The sequence below is a fragment of the Enterovibrio sp. FF113 genome (assembly GCF_041439165.1).
In the GTDB taxonomy this organism is placed as follows: Bacteria; Pseudomonadota; Gammaproteobacteria; order Enterobacterales; family Vibrionaceae; genus Enterovibrio; species Enterovibrio norvegicus_A.
Window position 1 is genome coordinate 17671 of the sequence record NZ_JBGONO010000004.1, and the last position, 16574, is coordinate 34244.

The 16574-nt window shown below is 48.6% G+C and carries 12 protein-coding genes; 7 read left to right on the forward strand and 5 right to left on the reverse strand.

Going from position 1 to position 16574, the window contains the following annotated elements; genetic code table 11:
* The first annotated feature begins 160 nt into the window (after window positions 1-160).
* Together ACED36_RS04015 and ACED36_RS04020 are read left to right on the forward strand one after the other, a co-directional pair.
* A complete protein-coding gene (locus ACED36_RS04015) occupies window positions 161-973 on the forward strand; it encodes an SPOR domain-containing protein (protein ID WP_371732844.1) in 813 nt (270 codons plus the stop codon).
* 163 nt (window positions 974-1136) lie between these two features.
* Window positions 1137-1976, forward strand: a complete 840-nt coding sequence (locus ACED36_RS04020; RefSeq protein WP_371732845.1) for an SPOR domain-containing protein — start codon at window positions 1137-1139, stop codon at window positions 1974-1976.
* Window positions 1977-2047: 71 nt separating this feature from the next.
* Here the strand turns inward: ACED36_RS04020 and ACED36_RS04025 are convergent, their stop codons facing one another.
* From ACED36_RS04025 to ACED36_RS04035, 3 genes are all read right to left on the reverse strand, one after another.
* Window positions 2048-3844, reverse strand: a complete 1797-nt coding sequence (locus tag ACED36_RS04025; protein ID WP_016960578.1) for a hypothetical protein — start codon at window positions 3842-3844, stop codon at window positions 2048-2050.
* 334 nt (window positions 3845-4178) lie between these two features.
* Window positions 4179-5546 (reverse strand): glutathione-disulfide reductase, encoded by a 1368-nt coding sequence (gene gorA, locus ACED36_RS04030; RefSeq protein ID WP_198929569.1) that lies wholly within the window; start codon window positions 5544-5546, stop codon window positions 4179-4181.
* 66 nt (window positions 5547-5612) lie between these two features.
* The gene (locus ACED36_RS04035) at window positions 5613-6452 is read right to left on the reverse strand and encodes a 23S rRNA (adenine(2030)-N(6))-methyltransferase RlmJ (RefSeq protein WP_371732867.1); all 840 of its coding nucleotides are present in this window, start codon (window positions 6450-6452) and stop codon (window positions 5613-5615) included.
* 136 nt (window positions 6453-6588) lie between these two features.
* Between ACED36_RS04035 and prlC the strand changes: the two genes are divergently transcribed.
* A complete protein-coding gene (gene prlC / locus ACED36_RS04040) occupies window positions 6589-8631 on the forward strand; it encodes an oligopeptidase A (RefSeq protein WP_371732846.1) in 2043 nt (680 codons plus the stop codon).
* Between the two features lie 82 nt (window positions 8632-8713).
* Here the strand turns inward: prlC and gppA are convergent, their stop codons facing one another.
* Window positions 8714-10195 (reverse strand): guanosine-5'-triphosphate,3'-diphosphate diphosphatase, encoded by a 1482-nt coding sequence (gene gppA / locus ACED36_RS04045; protein WP_371732847.1) that lies wholly within the window; start codon window positions 10193-10195, stop codon window positions 8714-8716.
* A 21-nt stretch (window positions 10196-10216) separates the two neighbouring features.
* The gene (rhlB, locus tag ACED36_RS04050; protein WP_026023762.1) at window positions 10217-11518 is read right to left on the reverse strand and encodes an ATP-dependent RNA helicase RhlB; all 1302 of its coding nucleotides are present in this window, start codon (window positions 11516-11518) and stop codon (window positions 10217-10219) included.
* A 113-nt stretch (window positions 11519-11631) separates the two neighbouring features.
* On the opposite strand from rhlB, the gene trxA reads away from it, so the two are divergent.
* From trxA to ubiD, 4 genes are all read left to right on the forward strand, one after another.
* Complete coding sequence (gene trxA, locus ACED36_RS04055; protein ID WP_016960584.1) at window positions 11632-11958, forward strand: thioredoxin TrxA; 327 nt, start codon at window positions 11632-11634, stop codon at window positions 11956-11958.
* A 186-nt stretch (window positions 11959-12144) separates the two neighbouring features.
* Window positions 12145-13410, forward strand: coding sequence for a transcription termination factor Rho (rho, locus tag ACED36_RS04060; RefSeq protein WP_016960585.1), 1266 nt, complete (start codon window positions 12145-12147; stop codon window positions 13408-13410).
* A 168-nt stretch (window positions 13411-13578) separates the two neighbouring features.
* On the forward strand, window positions 13579-14577 hold the full coding sequence (locus tag ACED36_RS04065) for a hypothetical protein (protein WP_017007534.1): 999 nt from the start codon (window positions 13579-13581) through the stop codon (window positions 14575-14577).
* A 90-nt stretch (window positions 14578-14667) separates the two neighbouring features.
* Window positions 14668-16572: a 4-hydroxy-3-polyprenylbenzoate decarboxylase gene (gene ubiD, locus ACED36_RS04070; RefSeq protein ID WP_016960587.1), complete on the forward strand. Its 1905-nt coding sequence runs from the start codon at window positions 14668-14670 to the stop codon at window positions 16570-16572.
* Window positions 16573-16574 lie beyond the last annotated feature (2 nt).

The window sequence follows — 16574 nt, forward strand, 5'->3', positions numbered from 1 at the left end:
CTTTGGCTCGCTTCAGTTTGCTAGCAAAAGCCCTGGTCATTTGGCTGGGGCTTTTTGATCTCATGCTTATTGAGTCATTGCTTTTCTATTCGTCGGGATAGCAATTTCGAGCTACGCTAACTAACTGAACAATAAAAATACTCCTCAATGGAGAAGGGCGATGCGTAGACGTTTGTTTCACTTATTGGGTGTGTTGTTACTACTGCTATCAACATCAAAGATGGTTCAGTCTGCAGAGGCAGATTGTGACTCTTCGCGACAGGGTAATTGGAATATTGTGCAGGATACGTGTCCTATTGGACAAGGCTTGTGGGGGAGAGCACCAGAAAACCTATCGGGAATATTTTGGGTGCAATGTGGGTTGCTAAGCAGCCTACCTGAGTCTGGGTTTGCCCAAAAACTGAATGGTCTTCCTAACAAAGAAGCCTTGGTTTTTCGCCAAGAAGGAAGTCAGTATCGCTGTCTTGTTGGACCGTTTGTACAATATTCAACAGCTGTGAGCGCGCGTGACGAACTGAGAAAACAGCCAGCGCTGTCGCGTGCTTTTATTCGGAATGCTCTTATGGTGGAAAATGGCGCAGAAAAAGTCACAGGTAACCCTTCTACCAAAATGAGTATCAACGGTAAGGCTAGTGGGAACGTATCATCGACTAAAGCCGATCTTAAGCGTGATTATTTTGATTTGTTGGGTTTAAGAAGTCCGAAACCTAGAGATGGCGAAAAGCGTTACACCGATGACAAGTTTGTTTGGTGGCGAGCCTCTTTGAAAGAGGCTACATCCACTTGCGAAAACGATGGAATGAAACTGGTGTCCGAATCAACACTCAGATCAATTTCAAGGAGTGCAGAGTACAAATCCCAATTGCCCACCCGTTTACCTTTTTGGGTTGCTGAGCAATATGCTTTTGATTCGATAATGATGGTACCCATGCCGCTGTCAAAAGAATCCGTGCTATTGGTACTGTGCGAATAAAAACGCATTTACCGTCATGACATGTCCACGTCTGTTCCACGCCCTTTTGCACATGTTGTGAAATCTGCTGTAGAAACTATCAACAAATCCCTCATTTTACACTTCGCTCTCTACAATGTGCCGTTGAATCAATAACGTGTAATGATACGAGCGGTATGAAGGTATGCATGGGTGTAAGACAAACAGATCTGCCATTGAAGTTGATGTGGTAGTGAAAGCAATGACGCGTACCTTATTCCTGATGGGCCTATTCTTCTCCAGTAGCACCTTTGCCACGAAGGCGTGCCCGACGCTGAAGGTTGAGCAAGGCATAGGGATTGTCTCTGCTCAGTGTCCCATAGGTGAAGGACTGTGGAGCAAGAAGCCATCACCACAAGGCGGTGCTTTTTGGGTGCAATGCGGCATTTTGGATAACCTGCCAAGCGTAGCTTTCCGACAAAGTATTGAAAAGCATATAGCCAACAACGCGGATTGGGTTTTAAAGCCAGAAGAGAAAGGCTTTCGATGCCTGCTTGGTCCTTATCAAGCATTCAACGATGCCGTTGCCATTCGCGATAAAATTCGCCAAGAGCCCGTGACGTCTGATGCTTTCATCCGTCAGATAGATTACCCAGAGAAGTCTTCTTCTCAGTCTACCAAAGCCCAGCCATCCACAAAAAAGCCAAAGCAAACCCTGAGCAAGGGAGCGACAGTGCGGAAACTCGATTCTGTTGTTGGGCTTTGGACGCCAAAGCCCAAAGGTGATGACGCACGTTACTCCATCCACCAACGAGATTGGTGGCGGGCCACCTATTTGGACGCTAAAAAGGCCTGTACGCAATCGGGAAAGAGGTTGGCATCAGAGTCAGCCATTCGCCGCGCTGTCTCGCGACAAGGTGCTAGAGAGCAGTTCCCAGCGACCATTCCGTACTGGTTAAGCAGCGGTAACGTTTACGATATTAAATTGGACATGGCGTTTGTGGCCATTTCAGACACGCTAACGTTGAATGTGCTGTGTGAGTGATGGGATAACGGCTGTTGATGACGGAAACAAAAAAGCGACCATGAGGTCGCTTTCTTTGGCTTTAAGTAAGCTTAATTTACAATTTTGCGCAATGTTTCAGTTGCGATCTTGTTGCCATTATCATTAAGAGTGAAGCGGTAGAATATGCCTTGATCCCAGTTGCTACCAGCAGGAATATAGCTGAAGCGGTTGATCTTGAAGTTGTCTTGATTTTCATTATCGTCGCGATCGTTCCAGCGAACCGTAGAGTTAAGTTGGTCTAGGGTTGCTTTCGATGCGCCGGCTTTGTTAGTGCCAAACCACCAGTAGTCCATACCCGCTAATTCGTTGTAAGGGTATTCTTCTTCTTCGTACGTGCTGATGTAACAGCCATTTTCGTTGGTATTCAGCTCCTCACCTGACATTGTCAAACCTGTCTCTCGGAACGTGAAGGTAGCTTCCGCAACCATCTCTGGGCATAGAGGGTTGAGGGCGGTGGCTTTCCAAGAGCCTATAAAGTCTACATGGCGGTCGTCACCTACTTTCTCTACTGGGTAAGTGAAGCTGATGCTTTCTGCAATGCGTCCTTTGTTATTTCCGTTTAGATATTCTTTTACGCGTGTTTCAGTATAAACATCTGTGATTGGGTCGTAGGAGCCAGACTGGGTTTCACGCAGCATCTTTGACCGTTCATTTTTATGAGAGTCATCGCGCTCAGATACTTGATAGTTGGTTAGGCTTTTCTCACTACAGTTAGCATCTGCCATACATTTGTACATGGCGCCCATTCCAACGACTTCATCCCAAGAATAAGCCTCGTCTTCGGTGATTACACCGTTTGGGTCGACCAGTTCGTAGTCGTAAACGAAGCCAACATTGTTGAACTCAGGCTTAGGTTGATAATTGGTATCACCATTACAGGCAGGCAGTTTTTGGAGATTTTCGCCTTCACCTTCCTCTACCCAAGCAAATGTTTTATTGTCTGCAACACAGCTCATGTAGATAGTTGAATAATAACTGCTAATACTGCTGTCGTTTGAGCCGGAACGCGCGACATAGTTATCTTCTTTGAGTGTGAAAATTGATGATGCTGAGCGATAGGTTTTCTCGAACATTTCATCACCAAGCGTGCGATCCGCATGAATGATGAGTTTGTATGAGATGTTGTCTTCATCACTTTCACTTCGCTGACCAAAGCGCTGGGAAGCGCTACGGCTTACAAAGGTCCAGTTTGAGCCTTTTGCCCAATGCGTCAGTTTGGTATCAGATCCACGCTCTAAATTTTCCAGAGAACCTTTCAAGTGATCCATCGCGTCGTTTTCTGACACTAGCTCGTAACTTTCACCAGTCTCTGCCGCGAGTGCTGACAAGAAGTTAGATGCTGTGTTATCCAAGCGATCAAGTTCAATTGCTTTTAGGGTTGCAATGATTGTTGAACCTTCAATAGCGTTTCGAATTTCGGTTGGAATACGGATCGCTGCATCATCAGCATTTTCGTTGATAGTCAGCAGCAAGCGAACCAAGGCGATCGCACGGTCTTGGGTGCCTAGTGCTTCGTATGGTGTGCTGATATGGCGGCCAGAAATGTTGCCCAGCAACAAGCCACCGTGCTCATTACCCAATACAAATCTTACACTCGGGTTGCTGGTATCGATATCATAAGAGCCGTCGGCCGTTGTCCATCCATCGCCACCTTCCATGCCTTGCACGAAGTACAAACCTTCAACTTGTGCATCGATAAATCGGCCGTTTTCGGGAATAGCAATATTAGGCTTTTTCGCTAGCTCACTTGAAACATCAGCACCAACTACTGGTGCTGAATCATCACTACCACAACCCGCCAAAACTAGTGCAACTGACGCTGCCAACAAAGATGTTTTAAAATTCATTTCTCACCCGAGTGAATAATTATTTGAATTGATACTTGGCTAACATGATCTGAGGTCAATAGCCTTATGGAATGAAGGTCTAATTATTGGAAGCTAATGAAAAAGGCAATAGGTTGGTCTTGATGTGCAACTATTATTGATTGGATTATCATTTAATGATGTTTGTATTGAGAGTTGGCGCACGAATACGCGATTTCTGGGCAATTCTGGGGACGGTTGCCAGCTGAGATGGTTGGTTTTTTTGATGCATTAGGGTGACTGAGTATGTTTTTTTTTCGCATAAAAAAGCCCTGCCAATTTGCACGGTCAGGGCTGAATTGCTTAGTCCGAAGGACTATCTCATGGTCACGAACTCTTCTGACCCTGTTGGGTGGATCGCGACCACGCTGTCGAAATCGGCTTTCGTTGCGCCCATTTTCATGGCGACGCCAAAGCCTTGGATCATTTCATCGACCGCGAAACCGATGCCGTGTAGGCCAACCACGGTTTCTTCTTCACCTGCGCAAACCAGTTTCATTTTGCAAGGCTGACGGTGTTGAGTCACGGCGGTGTACATGGCGGTAAAACCAGACGTATACACTTTCACGTTCTCTTCGCCGTACTGCGCTTTGGCTTCTTGCTCAGTCAGACCAATGGTGCCGATAGGTGGATGACTGAATACCACGGTTGGGATCAGGGCGTAATCCATCTTGGCGTTAGTTTTGCCATTGAACAGGCGCTCAGAAAGCTGACGACCTGCTTTAACAGCAACGGGTGTTAACTCTACGCCGCCTTCCATGATGTCGCCAACACAGTAGATACCAGACACATTGGTGTTCTGGAACTCATCGACTTTGATGTAACCGCGTGCATTGGTTTCAACGCCAGTCGCTTCCAGGTTGATTTTGCTGGTGGTTGGGTGACGACCAATCGCCCAGATCAGCATATCGGTGTTGTGTGAGGTGCCATTTTCAAAATGCAGTGTCACAGAGCCATCCGCTTCTTTCACGACTTCTTTCGGCGTGGACTGCGTATGAAGGTGCGGTCCTTCCGCTTCCATTACTTCAACAATGGTATCGATAATCATTGGGTCAAAGCTGCGAAGTGGCGACTCTTTTCGCACAAACAGATGGGTGTCAGTGCCCAGTGCGTTTAATACACCGGCGATTTCAACCGCGATATAACCCGCGCCAACCACAGCCACACGCTTAGGCTGTTCGGTTAGCTCAAAGAAGCCATTGGAATCGATGCCGTGTTCTGCACCCGGAACGTTCGGGATGGTTGGGGTGCCACCGACGGCAATCAATATGTTGTCAGCGGTGTAGTGTTCGCCGTTCACTTCAACGGTTTTAGCATCTACAAATCGACCGAAACCTTGGATGACTTCGATGTTGTTGCGACCCAGTACGGTTTCGTAAGAAGTATGAATTCGGCTGATATAAGCCTCACGGTTCTCGACCAGTTTTGCCCAGTCAAAGTTATTCACCGTGGTGTCAAAACCGTAATCAGGACCATACAGTTTGATTGCTTCTGCAATTTGAGCGCCGTGCCACATCACTTTCTTCGGCACACAACCTACGTTTACGCAGGTTCCACCGAGGTGTTGCGCTTCTATAATTGCTACTTTTGCACCGTACATTGCCGCTCGGTTTGCAGACGCTATGCCGCCGCTGCCACCACCGATGCAAAGGTAATCAAAATGTTTGGCCATGATTTTCTCCATTTAATAATTCTATTTTCCGCTGACTGGGATTATCCCAATGTTACCAGACCGATTTTTTGTTAACTGTTATTCAGACACAACCCATTGTACTAATTGGTGACCCGTTTCGGGTGCAATAATTGTTTGCAGCCAAGGTAGAATTTCTTTCATCTGTTGTTCGAGTGTCCAAGGCGGATTGATCACAATCATGCCTGACGCCGTCATACCGCGCTCTTCTGAATCCGGTGCAACACCCAATTCGATTTGCAGAATTTTACGAATACCAAGCTTTTCCAAGCCTTGGGTAATGAGATCGACATTTTTACGATAGACGACAGGGTACCAAATCGCATAAGTACCTGTTGCCCAGCGTTCGACGCTTTCACCCATCGCATCAACCACGTCTTGATATTCATGTTTTAGCTCATAAGGCGGGTCAATCAACACCACACCACGACGCTCTTTCGGGGGAAGACTCGCTTTTAAGCGTGCGTAGCCATCTTCTTTGAACATTTTCACCTGACGATCGCCACGAAATTCTTGCAGCAGCAATGGGAAATCGGTTGGGTGAAGTTCAGTAAACATCGCGCGGTCTTGATCACGTAGCAGCGTTCTGCCTACTTTCGGTGAACCGGGGTAAAAACGAAGTTCATCACCGTCATTTAAGCTGCGGATCGTGTTGATATATGGCGCGAGCGCTTCTGGCGCGTCGTCGCGTTGCCAGATCTGACCGATGCCTTGTTTGTATTCACCGGTTTTCTCAGCGTGGTCGTCGGAAAGGTCATAGCGTCCCGCACCACTGTGGGTATCGTGATACACGAAGGCTTTATCTTTTTGCTTCAGTGATTCAATGATAAGGCTCTGAACAATGTGTTTAACCACATCTGCATGGTTGCCTGCGTGGAAGCTGTGACGATAACTGAGCATGTGAGACCTGAGTGAAAACGGACAAAAGTAGCGAGCATTATCGCTTATTGCGAGATCGGATGCAGCATCGGCATTGAAAACCCGTTCATTTGCCATCATAACTAGTGCATTAGAGAAAGAAATAAAGGAACTGATCATGTCCAACCCGTTGCTTTCGTTTACCGATTTGCCTCCGTTTTCTGATATTAAGCCAGAAAATATTCAACCTGCGGTGGAACAAGCCATAACAGATTGCCGTGCAGCGATTGAGGCAGTGTTGGAAAACAACACAGATCCAAGCTGGGACACCATTTGTGCACCATTGGCAGAAAGTGATGACAGGCTCAGCCGCATTTGGTCACCGATAGGCCATATGAATGGCGTCGTGAACAGTCCTGAATTACGCGAGGCGTATGAAGCGTGTTTGCCTATTCTGTCGGATTACTCGACTTGGGTCGGTCAGCACAAGCCGTTATACGATGCTTATAAAGCGATTAAAGCGCGAGATGATTTTGATTCCTTGTCAGCGGCGCAGCAAAAAACCGTGACGGATGCGTTGCGTGATTTCGAATTGTCGGGCATTGCCTTGCCACAGAAAGAGCAGCATCGTTTCGGTGAGATCAGTAAGCGTCTTTCCGAGCTCTCTTCAACGTTTTCCAATAATGTACTCGATGCCACCATGGGGTGGAGCAAGCACATCACTGATGTGAGTGAGTTGGCGGGTATGCCAGAATCTGCACTTGCGGCGGCACAAGCACAGGCCGAAGCAAAAGAGCTGGAAGGCTATCTGCTGACGTTGGATATTCCGTCTTATTTACCTGTGATGACCTATTGTGACAACCGTGAACTGCGCGCAGAAATGTACCAAGCCTACACCACGCGCGCCTCTGATCGTGGCCCGAATGCCGGCAAATGGGACAACACGGATCTGATCAGTGAAACCCTGTTACTAAAAAATGAAATTGCTCGCCTGTTGGGTTTCGCAAGCTACAGTGAATTGTCACTGGCCACCAAGATGGCGGCATCGACGGATCAGGTACTGACCTTCCTCAACGAAATGGTCGACAAAGCTCGTCCACAAGGCGAGCAAGAGTTTGAAGCGCTAAAACAATTCGCCCAAGACACCTTTGGCGTGGAAGCATTAGAGCCTTGGGATGTCGGCTACTACTCAGAGAAACTTAAACAACACCAATACAGCATCTCAGACGAAGAGCTTCGCCCCTATTTTCCTGAAGACAAGGCGGTTGCTGGCCTGTTTGAGGTACTGAAACGCGTATTTGGTATGGACGTTAAGCGTCGTGAAGGCGTGGATGTGTGGCACGAGTCGGTCTCTTTCTATGACATCTTTGATGCACAAGGTGAACTGCGCGGCAGTTTCTACCTCGATTTATACGCCCGTGAACACAAGCGCGGTGGTGCATGGATGGATGAATGTCGTGTTCGACGCATCACTGAGTCGGGCGAACTGCAAACGCCAGTCGCCTACCTAACGTGTAACTTCAACAAACCGATTGGTGGCAAGCCTGCGTTGTTTACCCATGACGAACTGGTGACTCTGTTCCATGAATTCGGTCATGGTATTCACCATATGCTAACCCAAGTGGACGAGTCTGCGGTGTCGGGTATTAATGGAGTGCCATGGGATGCGGTAGAGTTGCCAAGTCAGTTTTTAGAGAACTGGTGCTGGCAAGAAGAGGCATTAGCGTTTATTTCTGGTCACTATGAAACGGGCGAGCCGTTGCCAAAAGAGATGCTAGATAAAATGCTGGCAGCGAAGAACTTCCAGTCGGCGATGTTTATCCTGCGTCAGCTAGAGTTCGCGTTGTTTGATTTCACTTTGTTCACCCGCTTTGACCCAGAAGAAGGGGCGAAAGTGCTGGATACATTGGCAGAAGTGAAAAGCCGTGTGTCTGTGGTGCCATCACCTGAGTGGAATCGCTTCCCGCATTCATTCAGCCATATCTTTGCTGGCGGTTATAGCGCGGGTTATTACAGCTACCTGTGGGCAGAAGTGTTGTCATCAGATGCCTTCAGCCGCTTTGAAGAAGAAGGTATCTTCAACACAGAGACTGGCGCGTCGTTCTTGGAGAATATTCTTGAGCGTGGCGGCAGTGAAGAGCCGATGGAATTGTTCAAACGTTTCCGTGGACGCGAGCCGTCACCCGATGCGTTTTTACGCCACAGTGGAATTGACGTTTAACCATTTACGGGTTTCACCGCCGATACATGGACAATAAAAAAGCACGGCAAATCGCCGTGCTTTTTTGTATCTGAACATAATCTTACGAAATGGTCAGAGGCCAATGTTGGTCGCTTTGGCGCTGCGCTTCTAGTGCCAGTTCGGCGGCCATCAGCGGATTGTTGGCAAGCCAAGTCGTGGGCAGCGTCAGTGTTAGTTCGTCACTGTTGGTATTCAACGTCACCGGCGGTAAGACATTGCTGTCACGGCGGTGGCAGAGAATAATGGCCAGTCGCAGTAGTCGCAAAATGCGGTTAGCACTGGTTGCAGACACGGCGCTTTGTGAACCGACAGGATGCAGTTGTTCGCGGTACTGGCGCAGTAATTCTGCTAGAAGCTGTTTCTGCGCTTGAGTAAAGCCAGGTAGGTCGAGGTTTTTAATCAAATAGGCAGCATGTACGCCATCTTTTTTGAAACCGATACTCATGCCAATCTCATAGAGTTCGGTGGCAGATCTCAGCATCTCTTCCGCAATAGGCTCTGCTATCCATTCATCACCACATTGGCTGAGTAGATTCAGTGCCATGTTGGCGACGTTGTCGGCTTGTGCGCGATCTAACTGATAGCGAGACTGTATGCTTTGAATGGTACGCGTGCGAATATCTTGTTGGCGCATCGTATCCATCATGCCATACACCAAGCCTTCACGCAGTGCGCCGCCTGCTAGTGTCATCGAATCAATGTCGAATTGTTCAAAAACCGCAATCAGAATTGATAGGCCGCTTGGGAATACCAAGGCGCGTTCTAGCGTCAAACCATCAATGTCGAGTTCTTCAACCTGACCAAAGCCGATGGCTTGTTTACGTAATCGGTGTAGTTTGGCGAGGGTGATCACCTCATCCATACCTTGCGCAATCATGATTTCTTGCAGCGCTTGAACCGTTCCACTTGCCCCGACGCATATATCCCAGCCGAGTGAACGATAACGCTCAACAATCGGTGCCAACACCTGTTTTGCGCCGTCAATGGCGCGAGTAAAGCTGGCTTCGGTCAATGTGCGGTCTTTGAAGTGCTGTTCAAGCCAAGTCACGCAGCCCATGTCGAGGCTAGTTAAGGCAGCGGCATCAAAGCCTTCACCGATAATAAGCTCTGTGCTCGCACCACCTATATCAACCACCAGTCGCTTGCCTTTGCCACCCGAGGTATGCGCCACACCTTGATAAATGGTGCAGGCTTCCTCTTCACCGGTAATCACTGTGATGGGATGACCGAGGATTTGATTGGCTTTGGTGATGAACACATCGGCGTTTTTTGCACTGCGCAAAGCGGCGGTGGCAACAATACGGATGTTGGAGGTGTCAATATCTTGCAGGCGTTCTGCAAAAAGGGAAAGGCAGTCCCAACCACGCTGCATCGCGTCTTCGCTGAGATTGAGCTGTTTGTCCAAGCCTGCGGCGAGGCGGACTTTGCGTTTGATTTTTGCCAGCGTTTGCACGCTGCCTTGAACTTCGCGGACAACCAGCATATGAAAGCTGTTTGAACCGAGGTCAATGGCAGCGTACAGGGGCGAACGCGCGTGATCCATGCTGTGTTACCCCTGAGTGCTTTACGCTTTATTCTGTGGCGGACGACGACGACCGCGGCCGCGAGGTTGTGAACCTGGCTTGCTGCTTGACGTGTTACGGCGGCCGTTTACTTGACGCGGACGCTGTAGGCGTATCGGGGCAGGTAAATCAGTCATCAAAGCGTCTTCATTGTATTCAGACACTGGGATAGCGTGATCGATATACTCTTCGATACCCGGCAGGTTCACGGCGTATTCTTCACACGCGAAACTGATAGAGTGACCGCTTGCACCCGCACGACCAGTTCGACCAATACGGTGAACATAATCTTCGCTATCGTCAGGTAGATCGTAGTTGAATACGTGTGTTACCTGAGGAATATGCAGACCACGGGCGGCAACGTCGGTTGCAACTAGGAAGTCGATATCACCTTTCGTGAAGTCTTCTAAGATCTTCATGCGCTTTTTCTGCGGCACATCACCGGTTAGCAAACCAGCACGCAGATCATCCGCAGCCAAGTGGCCCCAGATTTGCTCGCAGCGGTGCTTGGTGTTGGCAAAGATAATGGCGCGCTCTGGCCAATCTTCTTCAATCAGCGTTTGCAGCAGGCGCATTTTGTCAGTGTTTGACGGGTAGAAGAGCTCTTCTTGGATGCGATGTCCGGTTTTTTGGTCCGGTTCTACAACAACATGTTCAGGGTTTGTCATGTGCTCAAACGCCAGTTCCTGTACACGATAAGACAGGGTGGCAGAGAACAGCATGTTTTGGCGCTCTGAAGGAGCCGGCATGCGACGGAACAAGAAACGGATGTCCTTGATAAAGCCAAGGTCAAACATGCGGTCAGCTTCATCCAGTACAACGGCTTGAATGCTGCGCAGATCAATCACGTGCTGTTTGTAGAAGTCGATAATACGACCACAGGTGCCGATAAGAATATCAACGCCATTTTCCAGTACTTCTTTCTGCTTGTCGTACGCTTCACCACCGTAAGCAAGGCCTGCGGTCAGTGAGGTTGAGGCCAGTAACGGGGCAGCATCATTATAGATCTGGATCGCAAGTTCGCGCGTCGGTGCCATAATAATGGCTCGCGGGCAGTTTTTCTTGCGGTCGGCAGGAGCCTCCGTTGTCAGCAAGTGATGGAAAGTCGCAGTCAGGAATGCCAGTGTCTTACCTGTGCCCGTTTGGGCCTGTCCTGCAATGTCTCGGCCGGTGAGCAGGACCGGCAATGCCAAAGCTTGGATAGGGGTACAATTATGAAACCCTTTTTCTTCCAAACCTTTGATGACATCGGCATGAAGTCCGAAGTCGGCAAATTTTTGCTCTGTGAGATGCGTCATTTTCATCCGCATAGAATATCAGCTTAGGCTTGCAATACGATAGTGAATACATTCAAATAGTGTGATGATTTACTGGTTGGTATATCACCAGTGACAAAAAGTAATCATTGGAGTGAAAGATGAGCGACAAGATTTTGCAGCTGACAGACGACAGCTTCGACGCAGATGTTATCAATGCTAAAGGCCCTGTGCTGGTCGATTTCTGGGCGGAGTGGTGTGGTCCTTGTAAAATGATCGCGCCGATTCTTGACGAGATCGCTGAAGAGTACGAAGGGAAAGTCACTATTGGTAAGCTGAATATCGACCAGAATGCGGGTACACCGCCTAAGTTTGGTATTCGCGGTATCCCAACATTGCTGCTTTTTAAAGACGGCGGTGTGGCGGCAACGAAGGTTGGCGCACTGTCTAAAACTCAACTGAAAGAGTTCCTAGACGCAAACCTATAATGTGACTTGTAAGCCGTGAACCGCCCAGGTCGCGGCTTATTTGTCTCTATCAGCTAGACAGTTCCCCGATCAGGTGCTAACTTATTGCACGTAAAGTGTACATCTGTTCATCTCTCGATCACACCCTGTGATTCCCAAACCCAAACTAATCAGACCTCAAATTTGACTGACAAGACACCTACCACTATGAATCTTACCGAACTGAAGAATCAGGCCGTTTCTGAGCTGGTCGCCTTAGGCGAAAGCATGGGCCTTGAAAACCTTGCCCGCCTTCGTAAACAAGACATCATCTTCGCGATCTTGAAGCAACACGCGAAAAGCGGCGAAGATATTTTTGGAAACGGCGTGCTGGAGATCCTTCAGGACGGCTTCGGCTTCCTGCGCAGTGCAGACTGCTCTTACCTTGCTGGCCCAGATGATATCTATGTTTCACCAAGCCAAATTCGCCGTTTTAACCTGCGAACTGGTGATACCATCTCTGGCAAAATCCGTCCGCCAAAAGATGGCGAGCGTTACTTCGCACTGTTAAAAGTGAATGAAGTTAACCACGACCGACCTGATAATGCCCGCAACAAGATCCTGTTTGAAAACCTGACGCCACTGCACGCAAACGAGCGTATGGTGATGGAGCGTGGTAATGGCTCTACCGAAGACATCACAGCACGTGTGCTGGATCTGGCATCGCCAATCGGTAAAGGTCAACGTGGTTTGATTGTTGCTCCGCCAAAAGCGGGTAAAACCATTTTGCTGCAGAACATTGCACAGAGCATTGCCCACAACCACCCTGAGTGTGAGCTAATGGTACTTCTGATTGACGAACGTCCAGAAGAAGTGACCGAAATGCAGCGTTTGGTAAAAGGTGAAGTTATTGCTTCTACCTTTGATGAGCCTGCAAGCCGCCACGTTCAGGTAGCTGAAATGGTTATCGAAAAGGCCAAACGCCTTGTTGAGCACAAGAAAGACGTGGTTATCCTGTTGGATTCAATCACACGTCTGGCACGTGCTTATAACACCGTGGTACCAAGCTCAGGCAAAGTTCTGACTGGTGGTGTTGATGCGAATGCATTGCATCGTCCAAAGCGTTTCTTCGGTGCTGCACGTAACGTCGAAGAGGGCGGAAGCCTGACCATCATCGCAACAGCGCTGGTTGATACTGGCTCTAAGATGGATGAAGTTATCTACGAAGAATTTAAGGGTACAGGTAACATGGAACTGCACCTGTCTCGTAAGATTGCCGAGAAGCGTGTCTTCCCCGCTATCGACTTCACGCGTTCAGGTACGCGTCGTGAAGAGCTTCTGACGAAGTCTGATGAGCTGCAGAAAATGTGGATCCTGCGCAAGATTGTTCACCCAATGGGCGAAAGCGATGCGATGGAATTCCTGCTTGATAAGCTTTCGATGACCAAGACTAACGAAGAATTCTTTGAAGCAATGCGTCGTCAGAAATCATAACGCGCACCATGCTGAATTAAAAAAGCACCGCCTAGCGGTGCTTTTTTTTGCTTGAAGAAAGACCGAGTCAGGCGCTTATCAGTTGCTAAATATGAGAATGAGCCTCAGAATTGAGCTGGCATATTATTCAGCCAGTCGATTGGGATGTACTGGCGCAGGATTTCTGGGATGAAACGTTCACTCGCTTTACTAATCATATTTTTCTTCGCCCTTTTTGGTGGGGTATCGCGTGCCATCACGATATCGCCAGATGACGTGGCGTCGCATATCGCCGATCCCAATACGGTGTCATCTATTCTGCATGCGACCACTTTGTTTGATGCTAACCAGATCCCACAGCTTGACACCTATCTGGCCTCCTTACCTGAATTGTTGCGCGAAGAAGCGCTGACCGTCGTGACTCGTCGTGCGTTGAATTTTTCTAAAATGACGCCAGAAATCGAAAAGTTTCTTGTCACCATCAGTCATCAACAGCCTAAGTATTTAGTGAAAAGTCAGGGTAATGGCTATTGGGTAACCATGCCTGCTTTTAACTATGCGGGCGAAGCGAGATGGGTACTTAATCGCTGGGAAATTAAATTGCTGGGTGATGAAGCGAACAGGCTGCTCAATTATGATCAGTTGTCCTTAGCGAAATGGCTATCGTTCTCTTCAAATGATTACACATTGCGACGAGAAGCGTTAGTCAGCTTAATCTCTAATTTATCACCGCAAGCGCTCAATAAACTTGAGCTGCTGTATCTTGGTGACAAAAATATGGACTGGAGTCCTGATAATACGGTTTTGGCAGCGTTAGCCACCCAAACCCGCAGTAACGCGCTGTATAGCTTACTTTGGCTGCGACGCACTGATAGCGCCAGTTTGGAAGTGTTGCGGAAGATGGATACCCCTCCTGTTAGCCAACAACATATTGATCAGATGATCGCCGCCACGGTTAACCCCGTATTGGCGGAGATGGCAATCAGACAGCTAGCAGGTTTACATCCTCTTCCTGACGATGTGAAAACGTTTTTGCTTAAGCAGATTGGCGATCGTCAGCGCGGTAAATCTATTGCAACGCTGTTGGCTGAACAGGGTCACCGTGTTTGGTTGGAGCAATTGCTGCAACAAGTCTCGGGTGTCACTCGTCGTAATATCGAGAATGGACTAGATAGCGTCAAAAGCTGACTGATAGACCTTTTGTTTTCATTTTTACAAACGTGTTACCCGCGACACATCCCGTTATAATCGAATCCTTACATCTCATCCGGGAAGGCTATGAAATTTACTGATTTACGCGTGTTTATCGACTATTTGGAATCTGTCGGTGAGTTAAAACGCATCTCTCATCCTGTCGACCCAAATCAAGAAATGACAGAAATCGCGGATCGCGTCTTGCGTGACGGTGGCCCCGCGTTATTGTTTGAAAACCCGGTCGGTTACGATATTCCCGTGCTAGCAAACCTGTTTGGAACACCAAAGCGTGTCGCTATGGGCATGGGGCGTGATGACGTCACCGCGCTGCGAGAAGTCGGTAAATTGCTGGCATACCTCAAAGAGCCTGAGCCGCCAAAGGGCTTTAAAGATGCGTTAGACAAGCTGCCTGTGTTTCGACAAGTGTTAAACATGCCAGCCAAAAAACTGCGCAAAGCACCGTGTCAGGACATCGTGTGGCAAGGTGATGACGTCGATCTTGATAAAATTCCTGTGATGAGCTGTTGGCCGGATGACGTGGCACCGCTGCTGACATGGGGATTAACCATCACCCGTGGGCCGAATAAAAAACGCCAGAACCTCGGTATTTATCGTCAGCAGAAAATCGGTAAAAACAAAGTCATCATGCGTTGGTTAGCACACCGAGGCGGTGCGCTGGATTTACGTGAATGGATGGAAACAAACCCAGGCGAACCCTTTCCGGTGTCTGTCGCCTTTGGCGCTGATCCTGCGACGATTCTTGGTGCGGTCACGCCAGTGCCGGATACCTTGTCAGAGTACGCGTTTGCGGGTTTGCTTCGAGGCAGTAAGACCGAAGTTGTGAAAAGCATCAGCAATGATTTAGATGTACCTGCCAGCGCAGAAATTGTGATGGAAGGCTACATTGATCCGAATGAGTTTGCTGACGAAGGGCCATATGGCGATCACACAGGCTATTACAACGAAGTAGAACGTCATCATGTGTTCACCGTGACGCACATTACCATGCGTCAAAAGCCGATTTATCACAGCACCTATACAGGCCGTCCACCGGATGAACCAGCAGTGCTTGGCGTCGCATTGAACGAAGTATTCGTGCCTATTTTGCAAAAGCAATTTCCCGAGATTGTGGATTTCTATCTGCCGCCGGAAGGCTGTTCGTATCGCATGGCGGTAGTGAGCATGAAGAAACAATACCCCGGGCACGCCAAGCGCGTGATGATGGGTGTGTGGTCTTTCTTACGCCAATTTATGTACACCAAGTATGTCATCGTGGTTGATGAAGACGTTGATACCCGTGACTGGCACAGTGTTATTCAAGCAATGACGACTCGCATGGATCCGATGCGTGACACGCTGCTTATCGAAAACACCCCAATTGATTCTCTCGACTTTGCATCACCAGTTGTGGGGTTGGGCTCCAAAATGGGCATCGACGCCACCGTTAAATGGGAAGCGGAAACCGTCAATTACCCTTCGCCAAATGATGCGCAGCCTGATCTGGAAAAGCTTAAAGAAGCAATGCTTGCTGTGCGTGCACAGTTGCCAGAAATTATTGATCTCTACCTGCCGTCTGAAGCCAATGCGAGTCGCATGGCATTGGTGACCATTAAGAAAGATTCTGTGGGCCATGCTCCTCGTGTGATGGAAAGCATTTGGGCATCATTGGGGCAAATTATAGACCTCAAATTCGTCATGGTATTTGATGATGGTGACGTCAATGTACGCGACTGGAACGATGTAATTTGGGCAATAACCACCCGCATGGATCCGGCTCGTGATACCCTGTTCGCGAAGTCGCCTACGGATGATTATCGAGAAGACGCTCGCGGTGATGCATCGCCAGTTAGCGAGTGCGGGTCTAGAATGGGGTTAGATGCCACCAATAAATGGCCGGGAGAATCGACCCGTGAATGGGGAACACCCATTGCCAAAGATCCGCAAATTGTTGCGAAAGTAGACGAAATGTGGGGCATGTTGGGTATTTAATC